Here is an 18768-nt window from a genome sequence, read left to right as displayed (position 1 = left end):
GCTTACACAGCCGCCCTAAGAACGATCTTTAAATAGTATACTTGATTCTCTGTTTTAGTTCATATCGCTCGATTCCAAGCTGAACCAATTTTTCAATCAACGCCGGATAATCGATGCCGCTGTGCTTCCATAAAAGAGGGAACATGCTAAACGGCGTAAATCCAGGCATTGTGTTCACTTCATTGATCAACGGTGTTCCGTCTTTTCTCAAGAAAAAGTCTGCCCGAACAAGTCCAGAACCATCGATAGCTTTAAATGCTTTCAGCGCCATTTTCTTGATTTGTTCATATTGCTCTTCCGTTATGTCAGCTGGAATAATGAGCTCCGTATCTCCGTCTTCATATTTCGCTTTATAATCGTAAAACTCTTTTTTCGGAGCAATTTCCCCAACAACAGAGCAGATCGGTTCATCATTTCCAATTACTCCGATTTCAACTTCCCTTCCATCAATACTTTCTTCAATAATCAGCTTCCGATCATACAGAAACGCTTCTTCAATAGATTGAATGAGCGATTGCCGATCTTTTGCCTTGCTGATACCTACGCTTGAACCGAGGTTGGCTGGCTTTACAAAGCAAGGATATCCGAGCTGCTCCTCGACTTTTTGAAAAACCTCCTCTTTATCTTTTTCCCAGTCTTTGTTCGTAAACCAAACGTACTTTGCCTGAGCAAGTCCTGCTTGGGCAAATAAATTTTTCATAATGATTTTATCCATTCCTGCTGCTGAAGCCAAAACTCCATTCCCAACATAAGGTATATTCAGCAATTCCAGCATTCCTTGTATCGTTCCATCTTCACCATTCGGTCCATGCAATAGCGGAAATACGACATGGACTGGATCAGCGCTTCCTGGAGCGTTAAATAGCTCTTGACTGAAAGGTACCGGCAAATGTTCACCTTTTTCTCCAGCTTCGGAATTTCCCGCTAGAAACTTCAAGTCTTCTACTCTTTCAACTGGACCGTTCAATTGCTTTCCTTTTACCCATTGCCCTTGCTCCGTAATGTAAATTGGATATATGTCAAATTTATTTTTATCGAGAGCGTTTATTACTGCCCGAGCTGTTTGTAATGATACTTGATGCTCGGCAGATTTGCCCCCATATACAAGCGCCAGTTTGATTGCCATTTATTTTTTCCTCCCGTTTTGAAAAAAATCATCTGTTTTATTTTATCATTATATAGGTTGTTTTTGTTATCATTGCCGAACAATTTATTTGCGGGAGAAAAAAATTCACTTCTTCTTTACCATGAATTAAAATAAATACGAAGGAAGGAGGGGTTATCCAATGAAGCCAATAGAGACAGCAGAACAGTTTGAACAAGTGATTCAGAGCAATCAAGAAACCATCATCAAGTTTTTTGCCGATTGGTGCCCTGATTGCAAAAGAATGGACATGTTTATCGGCGACATTTTAGAAGAATACGGTCAATATGAATGGTATGAGATCAATAAAGATCAATTCCCCGACCTAGCTGAAAAATATCAAGTAATGGGAATTCCAAGCATTTTAATTTTTAAAAACAACGAAAAAATCGCTCATCTGCACAGCGCATACGCAAAAACACCTGAGGAAGTGAAAGAATTTTTAGGCTCGCATCTTAAATAAAGAAAAAGCCGCTGGGGGTGTCTAATAAGTCGTTTTTACGGCTTATAGACGCCCCCATGAATGTTTTAGAAACGTTGATATATCGGTGTTTATGATTTTTTGTTTTCAATGGCGATTTGATTTTCTAAGACAGCCCTTTCATAAAAAGCACGAATCTAAAAAAACTGGACTTCGGATGTATTTTCATCCAGTCCAGCCTCAATTCTTTTCCTATCAAAATATTTCTATTCCTTTTTTAAATCCTCTAAAACCGTCAATAAATCTCTTAATTGGCTGATTTCATAGTCTGGAGTGACTTCTCCGCTAAGCTCCAACTGCTTTCGATTAATCCAAACAGACCGGATATTTGTCCGTGATGCCCCAAGTATGTCAGTGCTCAGTTTGTCTCCAACCATTACCACTTCATTGCTTTGAACACCCATTAAGTTTAGTGCGTGTTCAAAAATTGACGGATCAGGCTTACCTTTGCCGAACTCACCTGAAATGACAATATGCTCAAAATACGATGAGAGAGCAGAAACACTAGCAATCTTTTCTTTTTGCAGGCTTGGATCCCCGTTTGTTAAAAGAAGCAAACGATAGTTTTGTTTCAGCTGTTCTAATACTTCAAATGTATCTTCATATACGAGCGGTCTTTTGCGCCGTTCTGCATGAAAAAGCTCAGCCAGCTTTTCCCCGAATTCAGCATCATCTATACCGACCGCCTTCAAACCGTTCGTCCAAGCATCTTTTCTGTAAACAGGCGCCAATTGATTAAGCTTCCCAAACTGTTCGTGCACGATTTCGCTAAAATTCGCCCAAAGGCCTTCAAACGGATTGATGCCAATCATTTTTGTAAATGGATATGTTTCATAAGATTCATACAATTTTCTCGCTTCTTGACGAACCGCTTCCTCAAGCTGTTTTGAATCAACCCCGTATTGTTCTTCGGCTGTGGTGCAAACATATTGGAATGTGTCGCTGACGCTTTTTTCATCCCAAAGAAGTGTATCATCTAAGTCAAAAAAAACAGCTTTAATCAATCATCTATCTCCTCTCCATATTCTGTTCCATTCTTACCTAAAAACAATTTTTTGACACTGCCAATATTTCTGATTCGAAAGCAAATAAAGATGGATGGCACCTTAATAAATTTTATTTGAAATCAATATAAAATTGAATTATACCTCTTTCGTCCAGCCGAACTTGTCTTCCGCTTTTCCGTATTGAATGTTCGTGATCGTTTCATAAAGCTTTTTAGAAAACTCGCCTGTTTCAGAATTATTCAATAGCATTTTATGCTCATTCCATTTCAGCTCCCCGACCGGCGAAATTACCGCTGCTGTTCCTGTTCCGAAAACTTCTTCCAATTCCCCGTTTTTGTAGGCATTGAAGATATCTTCTATTGCAATGCGTTCTTCATGCACCGGTACTCCCCAATCTTTCACTAGCTGGATAACGGAGTCTCTTGTTATACCGCTCAAAATGCTTCCGTTTAATTTTGGCGTGTACACTTCACCGTTGATTTTGAAGAAAATGTTCATGCTTCCAACTTCTTCAACATATTTATTTTCTTTTCCATCGAGCCAGAGCACCTGATCGTATCCTAATTCCTCCGCTTTTTTTTGGGCGTATAAGCTAGCTGCATAGTTTCCGGAAGTTTTAACATGACCAACTCCTCCCGGTACAGCGCGAACATATTCATCTTCAACATAAATTTTTACAGGAACGAGCTGACGGCCTGAATAGTAAGCTCCAACTGGCGACAGGATAATCATAAACTTGTATTCGCTTGCTGGTCTAACTCCTAAATATGGTTCCGTTGCAATGATGAACGGTCTGATATATAAAGAAGTGCCTTCTTTATTTGGAATCCAATCTCTTTCCACTTCAACAAGCCGCACAATGGCTTCCAATACTAGATCAGGGTCAATGGGCGGAATACACATTCGTTCGCAAGAGCGGTTCAATCGCTCTATATTTTTATCCGGTCTGAATAACAATGTGCGGCCGTCATTCGTTTTATAAGCTTTCAGCCCTTCAAAAATTGCTTGCCCGTAATGAAATACCATTGCTGACGGCGAGAGCACCAACGGTTCAAACGGCACTATACGAGGGGAATGCCACCCTTGCACCTTATTATAATCCAATATAAACATATGGTCTGTAAAATGTTTTCCAAATCCTAACGATTCAAGATCAGGCTTTTCTTTTAACCGGTCCGATTTAATAAATTCAATAACTTGATTCATGTTCATCCATCCTTTCTCATTATTTTAATTTTATTGTGCGCTGCTGACTAGACCTATTGGGTTGCCAATTTTTATTGAATGCTTGATTGGCTAAATCGGGCTTTTCTTTTAGCGGGCAGCATGGCGAAATAGCCAATTAAAAAAACATGCCCCAGCAATCACCAACGCATAAAACATCGGTTGATTGCTGGGGCGAGATGCTTCGCGGTACCACCCAGCTTCTCTGTATTCCTCACAGAATACAGACTCAGCAAGTCACACATAGATGACTTTCTTCGTAACGGAAGATCCGTTGTTTTATACTTTGGCAAAAAGCCATTTCTAAAACAAGGCTCCAAGGCGATCTTCAAAGAGAGATAACGGCTGGCCTTTCAGCCTATGGGTCAGCTCTCTAATACGTCATCGCTCTCTTCTACTGCTCCTTTTCCTCACCTTTTTCATATGAAATTATCAAAATAAAAACTCGCCCCAATCCAAAAAGAAATATTGGATTGTTGAGGCGAGTTTTTCGCGGTACCACTCAACTTTTCTGTATTCCTCGCGAAATACAGACTCAGCAAGTCACGTACATGACTTTTCTTGATAACGGAAGAACCGTTGCTTTATACTTTAGCTTGCGCTATTTCTAAAACAAAGCTCCAAGGTGACCTTCAAAGAGTGGTGAACGACTGACCTTTCAGCCTGCGGGTCAGCTCTCTATGCGCCACCGGCCTCTTTTACTGCTCCTTTTCTTTGCTTTTCTTATCTGAAAATAATTTATTTAGTAAATAATTTTGAAAATGATTATATAATCTCTTTCGTTTTAAGTCAATAAGAATTTAGTTTTTAACAAAAATTTGTTTCCGACACGTCTCGATTTCATCCAATTCATCACTTTTTCTCTATATCTGAATAAACTGACATAAGAAAAATGAAAGGTGGGATATTTGCATGTATGCTAATACACATTATGTAAACTACTATTATCCAGTTTACGACCACAGCTTCATTAGACAAAATAGATATAACAGCTCCATTGACAATATACTGAAGGCTATCTTAAACGGAATTTCTTCTGAAGCAAGTGCCATTGATTTTTACACAAGATTGGCAAAGGCGGCGGCAACTTCTGAACAGAGACAGGCAATTGAACATGCACTAGAAGACGAAAAAATACATTTACGAACATTCACGCAGCTTTATCAAACATTAACAGGAAAAAAACCGGTTTATCAAACAAAAATAACTCGATTCCGAAATTTCCAAGAAGGTCTGCGGATCGCTTATGAACAAGAATTGGAAGCATATGAGACATACCGCGATAATTATTTATCTACACAAGATCCAATGATTCGAGATGCTTTCTTTAGAGCCATGACTGATGAAATTGAACATGCGTTAAGATTTAGCCACGTACTAAACAAGAAGTAGTCGAAATCAATTTTTGCTTCCAGTCATATGAGCGGTCTCATTTGGGTCAAATGCTAAAGGGACTTTTGTGATTTTACTTGTTGTTTCATCAAGTGCGACAAGATCACTTTGGTTCACATCATGAACATTTGTTTTCCCTAAACCTTTGACAGCGACCTGTATTTCTTCCGAAAATGACGTTAAAAAATTAGATAAATAATATGCTGCCTCCTCTTTATTAAATTGATCCGCCATTCTTCCCCTATAAAAGGCCAATACCGTCGGTGGCTCAAATGGTATTGTTTTTACGACCTGTGTATGCGTCATTGCCCATAAAGCAGCAGTTCCTATATAAACAGCGTCTGCTCCAAGCGCCAAAGCCTTCAATGCATCCCCGGGAGTATTGATTCCGCCGCCAATCAATAAGCTCACTTTTCCTTTCATTTCTCTCTTTGTTATATAGTGGACAGCCCTAGTCAATGCATAAATCGTCGGCAATCCGAAATCATCTTGTATGATCGGCGCCGATCCTTTTGTACCTGCCTGACCGCCATCAATCGAAATAAAATCCACACCTGCCAAAAGTCCGTATTCAATATCTTCTTCAAGCCTGTTGCTTGCACAAATTTTGATTCCGATCGGGACTCCTCCAGTGAGTTGTTTTAATTCTTTTACAACCTTTCTTAAATCGTTCGGACTGTTCCATTCATTGAATCTTCTTGGAATAACTGCGGTCTCATCCGGTTTTAAACCTAATATATCACGGGCCTTTCCTTGCAAAAATTCAGGTGAAATTCTTGCCGGGACAGCAGCTGAAGCTCCTTGCCCAATATGGATTTCCACAGCATCTGCCTGTTTTAATACATCTGCATTTTTCCCCCAATTCGCAGTGTGGTATTGAACGATCAAATGCTTTGCCCGTTCACGTTCCTCTTGCAAAAATCCCCCTTCACCAATGTTACAGGCTGTTCCGACAACGGCCGTTCCCCAGGCTTGGGCAATTCGAACTTGTTCGCTTACGCCAAGACCGTATGCCATCCCGCCAAGCAAAACAGGCATATCAATTGTGAGAGGTTTTTTGGCCAAGGGACCAATAACCGTTTTCATTTCCACTTTTGCGTCCTCTTTTGCAGGAAAAATTGCAAGTTGAGCGGGTGAAAAGACGAGCCCGTCAAAATTAAGAAATTTTCGCGGGCTACCAAACGGGCGGTCAATAATTTTCCCTTCTGCAGCCCTCAAGCTGTTCTCAACGACAATCCTTGGACTTATCCGCGTAAAGGCACTGACCATTTCCCATACATTTTCCATATAGGGATCACCCATGAGAATTTTTGTAAACGATGAAGTAGCTCTTTTAATAAGAGGGCGAATAGTTAATAACACGATCACATATGTCAGCAAGGGACTTAATAATAATGCGCCTATTACCAAAAATTCATTCATCCTTCATCGATCCTTTTGAATAAGGTTGTAGATGCTTTCTTTTTTGCCGTTTGCCGCGAATGGCTATGATCACCAACAATATACAAGGAATAATAATTAAAATCGGCAGCCCAATGAACAATGGAAGCTTTTCCTTTAAAAGTTCTTTTTTCTCGATCTCATTTTCCGCACTTACAATTGCAATGACAAAAATCATAATCGCTGCAGGCAGTATAAAAGGCTGGTGCTTTTGTTTTTTAAACAGCTCCGCCATTCCTACAACTCCTGCATAAAAAAAAATATTTAATTTTATGAAAAGGCCGATAAATAAAGTTAAAATGACAATCGGATCCATTCTCTGAAAAAAGTCGCCGACATTGATTTTTTGGGCTGTATCAAGCAAAGGAAGATCGGCTAATTCCGTTCCGTACACCCCAAGCACTGCAATAGTTAATGCAAAAGTCCATGAGACGGCCAAACCGCTGAATAAAACCGATAACGTTCCAATTCGCACACCGTTCTGAGGTTTGTTTAAGTATGGAAGTATCATGAAAAAGACAACCATTTCGCTATAAGAAATGATAGACGGAAACACCGCTTTGATTAAAGGAAATAAGCCATCTTCTAAAATTGGCAAAAGATGTATCGGATCAACAATTCCGGAGGCAAACACTAAAAAATTTCCCATTATCCCTAGAGTGATCATGATAAAGAAAAGCAGCTGGGCAACTCTTGCGAACACTTCAATTCCTAAAAAGCATGAATAAGAAATAAGTAAAACTCCCATCAATAAAACCACTTCAATAGGCGTTTCAGGCAAAAGATATTTAATCATGTTATCCCCAGTATCCCGCAATATAAAGCCGGCGATTAAGATAAAATAAAAATTATATATGATTGAAAGCACTGTACCAACAATTTTCCCTGTGTTTTCCAAAAATATTCCTGTCAAGGTGAGGTTTGGAAAACGATTATAAATTGGCCCGTAAATCAATAAAATAAGGAGAATGTTAATTCCGGAAACAACTAACACGGCGATCCAATTATTTTGCTTTACTTCCAATCCTAGCCCTGTGACAATCAGACTTCCAAATTGAAACAAAAACATAAATGAAAACATCTGTAACCCATCGATTTTTGCTTTTTCCATATAAAATTCCTTCCATTTCCCTGCTCTCAATCCTCCAGCTTGTGAAGCGGAGGATTGTTGATCGTGCCTGTTCTTCGTATTTTGACATCAACAGTAGTTTTTATTGGAAGTTCAGTGAACGTTTCCTTCCAATGTTTTTTTATTTTTTTCCAATTTTTATAATCGTCCCGATACAACGCTTTTCCAAAACCGAAAGCATCGACTCGGTAATCTTGCTGAACATTCGAAAGAACTTTTTCAACTTCTTGTTTTATTTTTTCTTCCGTCTTTTTTTCTATCTTCCTTATCGTTTTTGTATTTGTTATTGTGAGATGCTTGCATTGTACATCCGCTACATTTCCTTGAGCCTCTATATGAACTTCACCAACGGGATTGCCTTTATGCATTTTTGTTTTTAGCTGACTTTTTGCAGAAAAAATGTCAATGCTTATCTTTCCGTCATTCTTGCATGAAATTTCTTCGATCGTCCGATGTACTTTGCCGATAATATAATGAAGTCCTCTGCTCTGTTGTTCATCCAGCCAGCCTATTAATCGGTCTTGGTGAAACAAAGCGATTCCTTTAAATTTTAATTTTGCTTCAGGGTCAATTTGTTCATAATTGGCTTTCGTTTCACCGACTTGCTGATTGCCTTCTACTGATATTCCTGTCAGTTTCACTTCGATCCCTTCGCTGCTTAAATCCGATAACAATTGATCAAGAGTTACAGATATTGTCGGCGCCCATTGCTTATCTGATAATTCAAGAGAATTAAAAAGCTGGTTCGCCGGGATATCTTCTAACGCTGTTAAAACTTTTAAAATATCCCCTGCCTTGGCATCCTTTGCAACAGTTATATAAAAATCTGTTCTCATTTCATGATCGCGTGACAAAAGATCAAGCACCTCCCCAATTCCCTCTTTTGCTAATTCCTCACCGATTACTAAAATCCGCAAATGAGACGAGTAAATTCTCCTTGGAACAGCAGTGGTCATTCGCCGTATAGCTTCAATGATGGTGTGACCTTTCTCTTGATAAGTCATAACAGGAGTTTTATCCCCTTTACTCATCAGCATGGCAATTTGACTAGGGTTTACTATTTGCGAGGTCACCACATACTGGTCTCCTTCTTTATCGATCCCTAAACCCACTTGAATGGCAATCGTGTTTAATTCTCTTCGGTTCCAGCAGCCGGATAACAACAACAAAACAACAGCAAATAAAAGCATCTTTTTGAATTTCATTTTTGCTTAACTCCAGCATTTTTATTTCTTGTTAATATTTGCATTTTTCGTTTTTTTATTCTTAATGCAAGAAAAATTTGCACAAAAAAAAGACGCCAATGCGTCCATGTTCATGATCGATTTTTAATGAGCTGTCGTTATTTCAATTTGATTTCCGGAAGGATCGATCGTGTATATTTTTCCATCTTTTTCAGTTATACGTGCATTTATTTCTTTTAATCTCTTGATCATCTGATCTTTTTCTTCCTTATTCGGCAAAATGATTGTGAACCATTTAAGCCCGACACTATTCTCAGGAGGCTTTGGAGCCCCTATACCATTCCAAGTATTTAACGCAATATGGTGATGGTATTTGCCGCTAGAAATAAATAATGCATGAGATCCATATTTTGATGTCATTTGAAAACCGAGGCCTTTACAATAAAATTGTTCTGCTTCATCTAAATAGGCAACATGCAAATGAATATGACCAATAATGGTTGCTTCAGGCATCCCTTGCCAGCCCTCTGGATCTCTTTCAGAAAATAAATCGTTTATATCTAACGGAATCGTGTCCATCACAACTTGATTTTGATTCCATTCCCCATTCGCCGACTTTCGATCAGCATAAATTTCAATGCCGTTTCCATCCGGGTCTGCTAAATAGACCGCTTCACTGACCAAATGATCGGAAGCACCCTGCAGCGGATAGTTCATTTGAATGAGATGATAAAGGGCATTAGCTAAATCTTTCCTTTCCGGCAATAAAATGGCAAAATGATATAACCCTGTCGTCCGGACTTGTTTTCTTATGACATTATCCGGTTGTTCGACAATCAATAGCGGCTTCTTTCCATCAGCAGAAAAAACGACTTTATTTTCCTTTTGCTCTAATATTTTAAACCCCAATAAATTGTGGTAAAACGCAATAGATCTCTTAAGATCCTCCACTTTGATCGATACTCCCCCGATATATTTATTGGGCGAACGATGAAATGCAAGCTCCATGTATTATCCAATCCCTTCTACAAGATTCTTTAGCTTTTGACAGGCAGTTTAATCTCAAATTTCGTTCCTTTGCCTTTTTTACTTGTCACGTTAATTTCTCCTTGATGCAGGAGCACTAACTGCTTCACAATTGAGAGTCCTAACCCGAATTCCCCGTATTTATTGTTTGTTCTTGACAGATCTGCTTTGTAAAATCTCTGCCAAATGTTTTCAATTTCTTTTTCGTCCATTCCGATCCCGGTATCTTCGATTTCAATGATTGTTTCCTTATATCCAGGTTTCCCCCGCAAAAATATTTTTCCGTTTTGTGTAAACTGAATGCTATTTTTAACAATATTGATCAAAATTTGAATGAGGCGATCATAATCAGCATAAATGATTTCATTTTCATCCGCTTCAATGATCATAATGTTATTTTTCTCCTCAGCTTGTGAAAGAAGCTGTTCCTTCACAATTTCAAACACATCAATTAACTGTATAGGTTCTATATTTAGCTTTACTTGATTCGACCGAATTTTTTCATAGTCCAAATTTTCATTAACTAGCCGAATCAGCCTTTTTGCCTCTTGGCTTACTAATTGAATGCCTCTTTCTTTTTCTTCTTCAGGAATCATATCGCTTTTTAATCCTTCAATGACACCGCTGATCGTTGTAAGAGGAGTTTTCAACTCATGAGAAACATCTGCAATAAACTGTCTCCTTCTTTTTTCAAGCCTGTTTATTTCCTCCTGAGAAGCTTTAAGCTTTTTTACCATTTCATTAAAGTCGCTTGCCAGTTCACCAATTTCATCGATTTTGGAGGCATTCACCTGGACGTCATAGTTTCCAGATGACACCATTGACGTTGCTTCACGAATCCTCTGAATTCTCCGAACATGCAGCTTCGATAAAAGACCGCTTAGCAAAAATGAAACAGTCAACGAAATTAAAATTGTATAAAATAAAAACTGATTAATGTCGCTGATGGTCTCTCTTGAACCGCTTATCGGCGAAACTAGGAGAACTCCTCCCATCAGCTCCCCGTTCACGATGAATGGCAAAGAAACGAAGGATACCGCCTGATCAAACCGTTTTAAATCTTGCTTGACCACGACAATTTTGCCATCCTCCAAACTCTCCCATTCTTTTTCTGACATTGTGAACCGCGGGAAAAAGCCAGCTTCCGGATAAAAAATTTCGCCTTGTTGATTAAACACACTGAACATAATATTTCGTGTCCTCAGCACCTGCCGGTATTGATCCAAAATCCGGTTTCCACCCCAATTATCGCGGCTATAATCATGTAAAATGTTTTGGCCGTAGGCAATCAATTCTTCTACTTTATTTTGATAAACATAGTTTTCAACATATTTTGCAAAGGAAAAGCTCAAAATCAAGAATGCAATGACTAAAACTCCTATATGGCTAATAAGCAGCTGATACATATATTTAAGTTTCATCGTGCTTCACCGATTCGTCGAATTTATATCCCACCCCCCAAACCGTGTGAAGGAAGTTTTGCGCTTCAGGCCCGAGCTTCTTTCTCAGCCTTTTCATGTGGACATCAACCGTTCTTTCATCCCCGTAAAATTGATACCCCCATATACTTTCCAGCAACTGCTCTCTCGTAAATACTTGGCGCGGATGTGTGAGAAAATGATAAAGGAGGTCAAACTCTTTTGGAGTTAGGTTATTAATCGATTGTCCTTTAAAATACGCTTCTCTTGCATCTTTGTCCACTTTAAAGTGTTTGGTTGTCACAATGTTTTTTTGACGAGGTTCTTGCTTGTTATATCTTCTCGCCACTGCCTTTATTCTCGCCATTAGTGCAATCGGGCTAAACGGTTTCGTGACATAATCATCGGCTCCCATTTCAAGTCCGATCACTTGATCGGATTCACTGTCTTTAGCGGTCAGCATGATGATCGGAACGGAGTGTTCCTCTTCTCTTAATTTTCTGCAAAGCGTGACTCCATCCATTCCGGGAAGCATCCAATCGATGATGAGCAAGTCCCAATTGCCACTCTTAGCGGATTGGTAGCCTTCAAGTCCATCATGGACAAATTCCCCTTCAATCCCTTCCTTTATAAAAAACATATTTAGCATCGAACAGACGCTTTCATTATCTTCGATCACTAAAATTTTCATTTCTCTTCCTCCCGCTAAAACAACTCTTATTTTCAAGATAAACGAGTAAAGAAAGGGAAGCAACTACTTCAACTTCTCTTTTAAAAAATTAAACTTTCGAACATAGATTTTTCATAAATTGTTCATATGTTTCCAATATGCTTATCGTTGACAATCACGAAGGAGGTAAGATTAGATGAATTTTTTTAAAAGGTCGTTGTTAAGCGTATGGGCTAGAAAAGGAAAAAGCCTTTTACAACTGTTTATTTTCACCATCATTTGCTTACTTGTCCTTTCCGGTCTGGCGATCGAAAGTGCAGCAAAGAAAGCCAGTGATTTAGCGAAGGAAAAGCTGGGAGGAGAAGTGACCTTGCAGATGGATATGGAAAAAATGCGGAATCAGCAGCAATCGGAAGGTGAACGGACGAGGTTTCAGCTTGAACCCATTCCGGTAAAATCGGCAGAAGAATTATCTACATACTCAGAAGTAAAAGGTTATAACTTATATTCGTCGACAAACGGAATTGCTGAAGACTTTGATCCAATTGAAAATGAAGACACAAGTGATTCGGATGAGGAAACAGAAAACAGAGGTCCCTTTGGGGAAAATGGAAATCCAATGTTTCAATCTGATATCAGTCTGCAAGGCGTCGTTTTTACTGATGCTGTCGAAGAATTTATGAACGGAGATTCTACATTGGTAGAAGGTGAACATATTACCGATCAATCATTAGGAAAAAATGTTGTGGTCATCGAAAAAACATTGGCGGATGAAAACGACTTAACTGTCGGTGATACGATTACGGTAAAAGGTGCCAATGAAGAGGAAAAAACGATTGAATTAAAAATCATTGGCATTTATGAGACAACCACAAACGAACAAGATCAAGGAATGAATTTTTCTTTTATGAACCCTTACAACAAATTGTACGTTCCATATACTGTCGCGAACACACTGAAAGGTGAAGACTATGAAAATACCATTGACCGCGCTGTTTATTACATGAAAGATCCCGCGGAAATAGACTCGTTTATTCAAAAAGCGAAGAAAAATTCGAGCATAGACTTCGATACATTCAAGCTTGATGCAAATGATCAGCTATACAATCAAATGGTCGGACCAATCAACAATGTCGCGTCATTTTCAAAAAATGTCGTTTACTTAGTGACGATTTCGGGGGCTGTCATTCTTGGACTGATTGTCATGCTGTCAATCCGCGAACGGAAATACGAGATGGGTGTTCTTCTTTCTCTTGGGGAGAAAAGATGGAAGCTCATCGGTCAATTTGTCGCAGAAATATTGATTGTAGCCGTTCTCGCCATCGGAATTTCAAGCGCATGCGGAAATGTGGTGGCCGGCAAGATCAGCGATCAATTATTAGCGCAAGAGCTGGCCCAGCAAGAGCAGATGAATACACCTCCATCCTTTCGACCAGGAATGGGAGGCAGTGTAGGAATGAGAGGGCAAGCAGCTAACGTGGAAACAATTGATGACTTAGAAATCGCAATAACACCGAAAGATTTAGGCATGCTGTCGTCTATCGGAATGTTAATTGCCGTTTTATCATCATTTATTCCATCGCTGTCCGTTTTGCGGCTGCATCCGAAGGTGATTTTAACTAAACAAGACTAAGAAAAGAAGGGGATCAAATGAGTGCATTGTTGAAATTTCAAGATGTTAGCTATTGGTATAGCAGAGATCAAAAAAAAGTAGAAATCTTAAAAAAGATCAATATTGATTTTGAAAAAGGTACATTTTACACAATTACTGGTCCAAGCGGTGCGGGAAAATCCACATTTTTAGCTCTTGCCGGTGCTCTTGATTCTCCAAAAGAAGGGTCTATTTTATACGAGGGCAAGGATTTAAAAAAAATCGGCTATTCCAAATTTCGCAATCAATACGTCTCAATCGTCTTTCAATCATACAACTTGCTTCCTTATATGACAGCATTGCAAAACGTCGTTGCGGCAATGGAAATAACGAAATCCTCTAAAAAGCCATATAAACAAATTGCACTAAAAACATTAGAACAAATGGGGATTTCGCAGGACCAAGCAAAGCAAAAAGTACTGACACTAAGCGGAGGACAACAGCAAAGAGTTTCCATTGCCCGCGCTCTTTGCTGCGAATCGCAGTTAATTGTCGCGGATGAACCAACAGGAAACTTGGATGAGCAAACATCTAAAGAAATCGTCCGCATTTTTCAAGATTTAGCACATCAAGAGGGAAAATGCGTCATCATGGTGACGCACGATTTAACAATTGCATCCATCGCCGATGTGAACATTCATTTATCAAATGGAACCTTCCAAATACAATAAAAAGCTTGGGGTTGTCCAAAAAGTCAAATCCCCATTGAAAACAAACAATCATAAACACCGATATATCAACGTTTCTAAAACATTAAAAGGGGCAGTCAATAAGCCGGAAAAACGACTTTGAACTGCCCCGTCTTTTTATTTAGTTTTTTTTTACACATACTTATTTCGTCCGGCATTCAATAGCTTCATCCAAAGTTTGGAAAAGAGAAATCAATTGTAGTAAAGCCGTTTTAAAGTCCATCTCTTTTACTTCGTCACATAGAAACAAGAATAAGTTGCCCATGGTCTTTGGATCCTCTTCTTTCCGAAGTTGCCAAGCAATCAAGATATACCGAGTGAAGACAATGGTAGTATGGCTAATCATCATGTCATAGGAACGACCTTGAAACTCTTTGGCTAAATGTAAAAACGATTTACTGAATTTAAAAAAGGTTTCGATGTCCCAACGCATCCCATAGATTCGAACGATTTCTTCATTAGACAGCGTGGTATCTGTACTCAAAATGGCCAGCCATTCACTTTGGTTGTTTCGATTCCGCACAAACACGATTTTCACTGGTAAACCCGTATGAAGGGTTACGTGAATCGAGCCGAGTGTTTCTTTTTAGCCAATGTCTCGTTTCGCTTTTCGATACAGTTGTTCCAAGGTTAAACGTTCTCCGTTGAAGAGATACCGTTGTTTTAGCTGTTTGACCATGCCAATGACAAAAAGGCATGCTCTGTTTGAATTCAAGGTAGGTAAAAAAAGGTATACATATTCGTCCGTCATGGCAAGAGATGAGAGTCCAAAAGCGCTTACGGATGATTCAAAAAAATGGTTCGCTAACCTATGACTTACTTCTTTTTTCAGCGAATCAAAAAGTTCCCACAAAGTCTTGACTGACTCATGTTATATAGAGGGGTTGAAAACAACATAATACTATAATAACATTAATGGAAATGTATCCCAATCGCTAAAAACCTACATAAAATTGGAAGTTTAAAGGGGGGATTTTATAGAACAGCTAAAAAGGTTGGAAAATCAAAAATATTTTTAACAATGCTGTTTTTTATCGGATATGTGATTTCTCTACCTGTTTAAACATTTTAAGAACCAAAAATTGAAAGGCAACGTTTGATATGAACCGCATGAAATGTATTTTAGTTTTGCTTTAATTTTTTCATCTGTAGGAACTGCAGGTATATCTACTCTAAAAGCTTCTCAATTTAAAGATGAGGAGATCATTTATAACCAAGATATTCCTAATTTTGAAGTTTGGAAGATGGTGTTTTGATAGATGGAAAATTTTATAGTCCAGAGGAATTTGAGGAGTATTTAAAATCACCTGAGATTGTTGTTTTAAGTGATGGTAATGGTGGTTCTTCTATTTAACCTTTCTTTGCATTGGCTCCTGCTATTTATTTTGTTCCTGGTGTTGGTCAAGTTGCATTACTAGCGACTGGTGCAATAGTAGTTGGTGGGGTTACTATTAAGGCTGGAAGTTGGCTCTATAAAACTATTTCTAACTATTTTAATGATCCTAAAAGAGTAATTGCTTCTAATTATGGAATACCACAATCATTGTTAGATTCAAACGGAAAAGTGAAATTAGGTTCTTTTAAAGATAAACACGGGAATACACCTCTAACTAAAATTCTGGTACTTTTAAAAATGGGAAGTGGTCAGTAGAAAAAGATACAGCAGGACATGGTGGACGTGTATGGAAATTAAAGAAAGATGGAAAAAGAATAGCTTCTTTAGATAAAAATGGGAAAGTGTTATCCAAATAAAGAATAGGAGTAGATTTAGTTTATGAAGAAAATGACTTTTAACGGTTTTACACTTAATTATCATGAATCAATTAATGTTTATGTAAATGAAGAAACAAAGCAAGTTATTTTCATTTCTAAAAATAATGATGAAATACACGGGGTCCTAGAACTTGATGAAGATAATAAAGTTAAAATACATCCTAGATGGAATGTAAACTTTTCAATTGAAAATAAAGAGGTTACAATAGGTGTTAATTATGAGGAAGAATAATCAATATTATTAATCACTATCAACAAGCTGGAATGGTGCTGTCAAGAAAATCGTTTTTCACTGACTTTCTTGACAGCCCTTCTTAAACATTGCATCCATCGCCGATGTGAACATTCATTTATCAAATGGAACCTTCCAAATACAATAAAAAGCTTGGGGTTGTCCAAAAAGTCAATTCCCCATTGAAAACAAACAATCATAAACACCGATATATCAACGTTTCTAAAACATTAAAAGGGGCAGTCAATAAGCCGAAAAAACGACTTTGAACTGCCCCGGCTTTTTATTTAGTTTCTTTTTACACATACTTATTTCGTCCGGCATTCAATCCAGCAATGATCATCAAAACACAGACAGCAATAAACAATAAAATGGGCACCACCCACGAATGAGTTTTGTCATACAAAACGCCAATTAAAATGGGCCCAAAAGCAGCAAGCAAATAACCAATTGATTGCGCCATTCCCGATAAAGCGGAAGCTTGCTCGGAGCTTCTTGTTCTTAAACCAAATAGCGCTAATACGAGCCCAATGCTTGCCCCTTGTCCAATACCGATTAAAATAATCCAAAAGACAATCAGTAAAAGAGGCCCGCCATACAATAATCCAACGAGACCTGCTAAATAAATAGCTCCTAAAACCGCTACAATTCGCCTTTGATCTGCATATTTGTCCGACAGTGCCGGAGCGACAAATGTTGCCGGCAAGCCAGCAATTTGCACAAGAAACAGCATCCAACCAGCTGTTGAAGCACTTAATCCGTCCGCCTGCAAAATTTCAGGAAGCCATGCAACCATACTATAAAATAAGAACGATTGAAGACCCATAAAAAATGTGACTTGCCATGCCAGCGGCGACCGGAGCAAAAAACCATTTGAAATATGTTCAATTGGCGGTTTCGCGGATCTCTGTTTTCCACTAATTAATGGAAACCATAAACATATCGCCACAATTGCTAAAATTGCCCAAAATAATAAGGCATTTTTCCATCCAAATTTTAATCCTTCCGACAACGGAATTGCTAAACCGGAAGCGATCCCTGCAAGCATACCCATAGCTGTTGAATAAACGCTTGTCATCAGTCCGATTTTATCCGGGAACCGTTCTTTTACAATACCCGGAAGAAGCACATTTCCAATGGCAATGCCTACTCCAATCAATACAGTTCCTAAAAGCAGACCGATCATCGCTCCGAATGTTCGAATAATCATTCCTGCAAGAAGCACGACTAACCCAGCAAAAATCGCCGTTTCATTTCCATATCGGCTTGCAAATTTCGGAGCTAATGGCGAAAGAACCGCAAAAACGATTAACGGGATAGTCGTTAGTAAACCCGCAACCCCGTTGGAGATTCCGAGATCTTCACGAATATAACCGATGAGCGGTCCGACCGAAGTAATAGCAGGACGCAAATTAAAAGCAGCAAAGATGATTCCAACTATCAAGAGCATTTTTTTAATAGAAATTTCTTTTTCTGCCCTTACCGTATAGCGTTCCATACTCACCCCTCCTTTACCCCCTTGAACATCTTAAAAGTCAATTATTAATATACTAATCCCCATCGATGGGAAAATCAACCACATACCATGTATCGATCATTTGAGAAAACAGACAGCTTCTGGAATAATGTTAATAAACGATGTTTGAAAGGAGAGTCCGTTTATGGAAATTGTTGTAGTTGGCGCCAATGGAAAAATCGGAAAAATTCTTGTTCAGTTATTAAAAGAAAGCAACGAGCACACAGTGAAAGCAATGATTCGCAACGAAAACCAAAAAGAATATTTTGACTCGATCGGAGTCAAGACGGTTTTAGCTGATTTGGAAGGCACAGTCGATCAGATCGCCGAGGCGATCAAAGGTGCGGAAGGGATCGTCTTTACCGCTGGTTCAGGCGGACATACAGGTGCAGATAAAACTCTTTTAGTCGATCTAGACGGTGCCGTAAAAACAATTGAAGCAGCAGAAAAGGCAGGCGTTCAACGGTTTATAATGGTCAGCGCTCTGCAAGCCCATAATAGACAAAATTGGAACGAAAAGATTAAACATTATTATGTTGCCAAGCATTATGCCGACCGTTTCCTTGTCCAAAGCCGTTTAAACTATACAATTGTCCGGCCGGGGGCGCTATTGGATGAGAAAGGAACCGGAGAAATAAAAATTGCCGAAAATCTTGAAAGAGCCGCCATTCCAAGAGAAGATGTGGCTTCGGTTATTTTTGCATCAATAACGGAGAAAAACACTTTTCGCCGCTCATTTGATCTTGTCTCAGGAAACACCCCGATTCGCGAAGCATTAAAAGATTTTTAATA

The 18768-nt window shown here is 38.8% G+C and carries 17 protein-coding genes, 1 pseudogene and 2 other annotated features; of the genes and pseudogenes, 7 read left to right on the top strand and 11 right to left on the bottom strand.

Annotated features, from left to right (window positions below; all coding sequences use genetic code 11):
- Positions 1-28: 28 nt before the first annotated feature.
- Positions 29-1126: a D-alanine--D-alanine ligase gene (locus NSU02_RS02060; RefSeq protein ID WP_339194036.1), complete on the bottom strand. Its 1098-nt coding sequence runs from the start codon at positions 1124-1126 to the stop codon at positions 29-31.
- A gap of 160 nt (positions 1127-1286) precedes the next feature.
- On the opposite strand from NSU02_RS02060, the gene NSU02_RS02055 reads away from it, so the two are divergent.
- Entirely contained in the window at positions 1287-1607 is a 321-nt protein-coding gene (locus tag NSU02_RS02055) for a thioredoxin family protein (RefSeq protein WP_063388220.1), read from the top strand.
- Positions 1608-1831: 224 nt separating this feature from the next.
- Here NSU02_RS02055 and NSU02_RS02050 read toward each other — a convergent pair whose 3' ends face one another.
- Both NSU02_RS02050 and NSU02_RS02045 read right to left on the bottom strand, forming a co-directional pair.
- Positions 1832-2626 (bottom strand): HAD family hydrolase, encoded by a 795-nt coding sequence (locus NSU02_RS02050; protein ID WP_066247187.1) that lies wholly within the window; start codon positions 2624-2626, stop codon positions 1832-1834.
- A gap of 141 nt (positions 2627-2767) precedes the next feature.
- Positions 2768-3838: a branched-chain amino acid aminotransferase gene (locus NSU02_RS02045; protein WP_117017400.1), complete on the bottom strand. Its 1071-nt coding sequence runs from the start codon at positions 3836-3838 to the stop codon at positions 2768-2770.
- A gap of 185 nt (positions 3839-4023) precedes the next feature.
- Positions 4024-4276 (bottom strand) — a binding site (T-box leader).
- A gap of 54 nt (positions 4277-4330) precedes the next feature.
- Positions 4331-4580, bottom strand: a binding site (T-box leader).
- 188 nt (positions 4581-4768) lie between these two features.
- Here NSU02_RS02045 and NSU02_RS02040 point away from each other — a divergent pair.
- Complete coding sequence (locus NSU02_RS02040) at positions 4769-5248, top strand: ferritin-like domain-containing protein (protein WP_094244986.1); 480 nt, start codon at positions 4769-4771, stop codon at positions 5246-5248.
- A 6-nt stretch (positions 5249-5254) separates the two neighbouring features.
- On the opposite strand, the gene NSU02_RS02035 is transcribed toward NSU02_RS02040, so the two are convergent.
- From NSU02_RS02035 to NSU02_RS02010, 6 genes are all read right to left on the bottom strand, one after another.
- Positions 5255-6670: an FMN-binding glutamate synthase family protein gene (locus tag NSU02_RS02035; protein ID WP_339194033.1), complete on the bottom strand. Its 1416-nt coding sequence runs from the start codon at positions 6668-6670 to the stop codon at positions 5255-5257.
- Complete coding sequence (locus NSU02_RS02030; protein WP_339194031.1) at positions 6663-7799, bottom strand: GerAB/ArcD/ProY family transporter; 1137 nt, start codon at positions 7797-7799, stop codon at positions 6663-6665. The genes NSU02_RS02035 and NSU02_RS02030 overlap by 8 nt, the downstream gene beginning before the upstream one ends.
- Before the next feature lie 26 nt (positions 7800-7825).
- Positions 7826-9022, bottom strand: coding sequence for a Ger(x)C family spore germination protein (locus tag NSU02_RS02025; RefSeq protein WP_339194029.1), 1197 nt, complete (start codon positions 9020-9022; stop codon positions 7826-7828).
- 123 nt (positions 9023-9145) lie between these two features.
- Positions 9146-10009, bottom strand: a complete 864-nt coding sequence (locus tag NSU02_RS02020) for a VOC family protein (RefSeq protein WP_339194027.1) — start codon at positions 10007-10009, stop codon at positions 9146-9148.
- Positions 10010-10038: 29 nt separating this feature from the next.
- A complete protein-coding gene (locus NSU02_RS02015) occupies positions 10039-11448 on the bottom strand; it encodes a HAMP domain-containing sensor histidine kinase (protein ID WP_339194025.1) in 1410 nt (469 codons plus the stop codon).
- Complete coding sequence (locus NSU02_RS02010) at positions 11438-12136, bottom strand: response regulator transcription factor (protein ID WP_063388212.1); 699 nt, start codon at positions 12134-12136, stop codon at positions 11438-11440. Before NSU02_RS02010 ends, NSU02_RS02015 begins: the two co-directional genes overlap by 11 nt.
- Positions 12137-12311: 175 nt before the next feature.
- Between NSU02_RS02010 and NSU02_RS02005 the strand changes: the two genes are divergently transcribed.
- Both NSU02_RS02005 and NSU02_RS02000 read left to right on the top strand, forming a co-directional pair.
- Positions 12312-13748, top strand: coding sequence for an ABC transporter permease (locus tag NSU02_RS02005; protein WP_311066793.1), 1437 nt, complete (start codon positions 12312-12314; stop codon positions 13746-13748).
- Between the two features lie 17 nt (positions 13749-13765).
- Positions 13766-14437, top strand: a complete 672-nt coding sequence (locus NSU02_RS02000; protein ID WP_066247100.1) for an ABC transporter ATP-binding protein — start codon at positions 13766-13768, stop codon at positions 14435-14437.
- 181 nt (positions 14438-14618) lie between these two features.
- Here NSU02_RS02000 and NSU02_RS01995 read toward each other — a convergent pair.
- Positions 14619-15149: pseudogene (locus tag NSU02_RS01995) on the bottom strand (transposase); the annotation flags it as partial.
- A gap of 672 nt (positions 15150-15821) precedes the next feature.
- Between NSU02_RS01995 and NSU02_RS01990 the strand changes: the two are divergent.
- Together NSU02_RS01990 and NSU02_RS01985 are read left to right on the top strand one after the other, a co-directional pair.
- Positions 15822-16106, top strand: coding sequence for a hypothetical protein (locus tag NSU02_RS01990; RefSeq protein WP_066247103.1), 285 nt, complete (start codon positions 15822-15824; stop codon positions 16104-16106).
- 123 nt (positions 16107-16229) lie between these two features.
- Positions 16230-16460 (top strand): hypothetical protein, encoded by a 231-nt coding sequence (locus NSU02_RS01985; RefSeq protein WP_094244976.1) that lies wholly within the window; start codon positions 16230-16232, stop codon positions 16458-16460.
- Between the two features lie 298 nt (positions 16461-16758).
- On the opposite strand, the gene NSU02_RS01980 is transcribed toward NSU02_RS01985, so the two are convergent.
- Entirely contained in the window at positions 16759-17958 is a 1200-nt protein-coding gene (locus tag NSU02_RS01980) for an MFS transporter (protein ID WP_094244975.1), read from the bottom strand.
- A gap of 163 nt (positions 17959-18121) precedes the next feature.
- Here NSU02_RS01980 and NSU02_RS01975 point away from each other — a divergent pair, with 163 nt between their 5' ends.
- Entirely contained in the window at positions 18122-18766 is a 645-nt protein-coding gene (locus NSU02_RS01975; protein WP_339194021.1) for an SDR family oxidoreductase, read from the top strand.
- Positions 18767-18768 lie beyond the last annotated feature (2 nt).

This window comes from Aeribacillus sp. FSL W8-0870 (assembly GCF_037963755.1).
Classification (GTDB): Bacteria; Bacillota; Bacilli; order Bacillales; family Aeribacillaceae; genus Aeribacillus; species Aeribacillus composti.
Note: the sequence above shows the minus strand (reverse complement) of the source record. Positions and strands in the feature narration are given on the sequence as shown.

What these genes read in the sequence shown, in the direction of transcription:
- NSU02_RS01975 (WP_339194021.1), top strand. Translation starts at nt 18,122, where the DNA reads ATGGAAATTGTTGTAGTTGGCGCCAATGGAAAAATCGGAAAAATTCTT.
- NSU02_RS02035 (WP_339194033.1), bottom strand. Translation starts at nt 6,670, where the DNA reads ATGAATGAATTTTTGGTAATAGGCGCATTATTATTAAGTCCCTTGCTG.
- NSU02_RS02000 (WP_066247100.1), top strand. Translation starts at nt 13,766, where the DNA reads ATGAGTGCATTGTTGAAATTTCAAGATGTTAGCTATTGGTATAGCAGA.
- NSU02_RS02030 (WP_339194031.1), bottom strand. Translation starts at nt 7,799, where the DNA reads ATGGAAAAAGCAAAAATCGATGGGTTACAGATGTTTTCATTTATGTTT.
- NSU02_RS01980 (WP_094244975.1), bottom strand. Translation starts at nt 17,958, where the DNA reads ATGGAACGCTATACGGTAAGGGCAGAAAAAGAAATTTCTATTAAAAAA.
- NSU02_RS02060 (WP_339194036.1), bottom strand. Translation starts at nt 1,126, where the DNA reads ATGGCAATCAAACTGGCGCTTGTATATGGGGGCAAATCTGCCGAGCAT.
- NSU02_RS02045 (WP_117017400.1), bottom strand. Translation starts at nt 3,838, where the DNA reads ATGAATCAAGTTATTGAATTTATTAAATCGGACCGGTTAAAAGAAAAG.
- NSU02_RS02020 (WP_339194027.1), bottom strand. Translation starts at nt 10,009, where the DNA reads ATGGAGCTTGCATTTCATCGTTCGCCCAATAAATATATCGGGGGAGTA.
- NSU02_RS02040 (WP_094244986.1), top strand. Translation starts at nt 4,769, where the DNA reads ATGTATGCTAATACACATTATGTAAACTACTATTATCCAGTTTACGAC.
- NSU02_RS02010 (WP_063388212.1), bottom strand. Translation starts at nt 12,136, where the DNA reads ATGAAAATTTTAGTGATCGAAGATAATGAAAGCGTCTGTTCGATGCTA.
- NSU02_RS02015 (WP_339194025.1), bottom strand. Translation starts at nt 11,448, where the DNA reads ATGAAACTTAAATATATGTATCAGCTGCTTATTAGCCATATAGGAGTT.
- NSU02_RS02055 (WP_063388220.1), top strand. Translation starts at nt 1,287, where the DNA reads ATGAAGCCAATAGAGACAGCAGAACAGTTTGAACAAGTGATTCAGAGC.
- NSU02_RS02005 (WP_311066793.1), top strand. Translation starts at nt 12,312, where the DNA reads ATGAATTTTTTTAAAAGGTCGTTGTTAAGCGTATGGGCTAGAAAAGGA.
- NSU02_RS02025 (WP_339194029.1), bottom strand. Translation starts at nt 9,022, where the DNA reads ATGAAATTCAAAAAGATGCTTTTATTTGCTGTTGTTTTGTTGTTGTTA.
- NSU02_RS01985 (WP_094244976.1), top strand. Translation starts at nt 16,230, where the DNA reads ATGAAGAAAATGACTTTTAACGGTTTTACACTTAATTATCATGAATCA.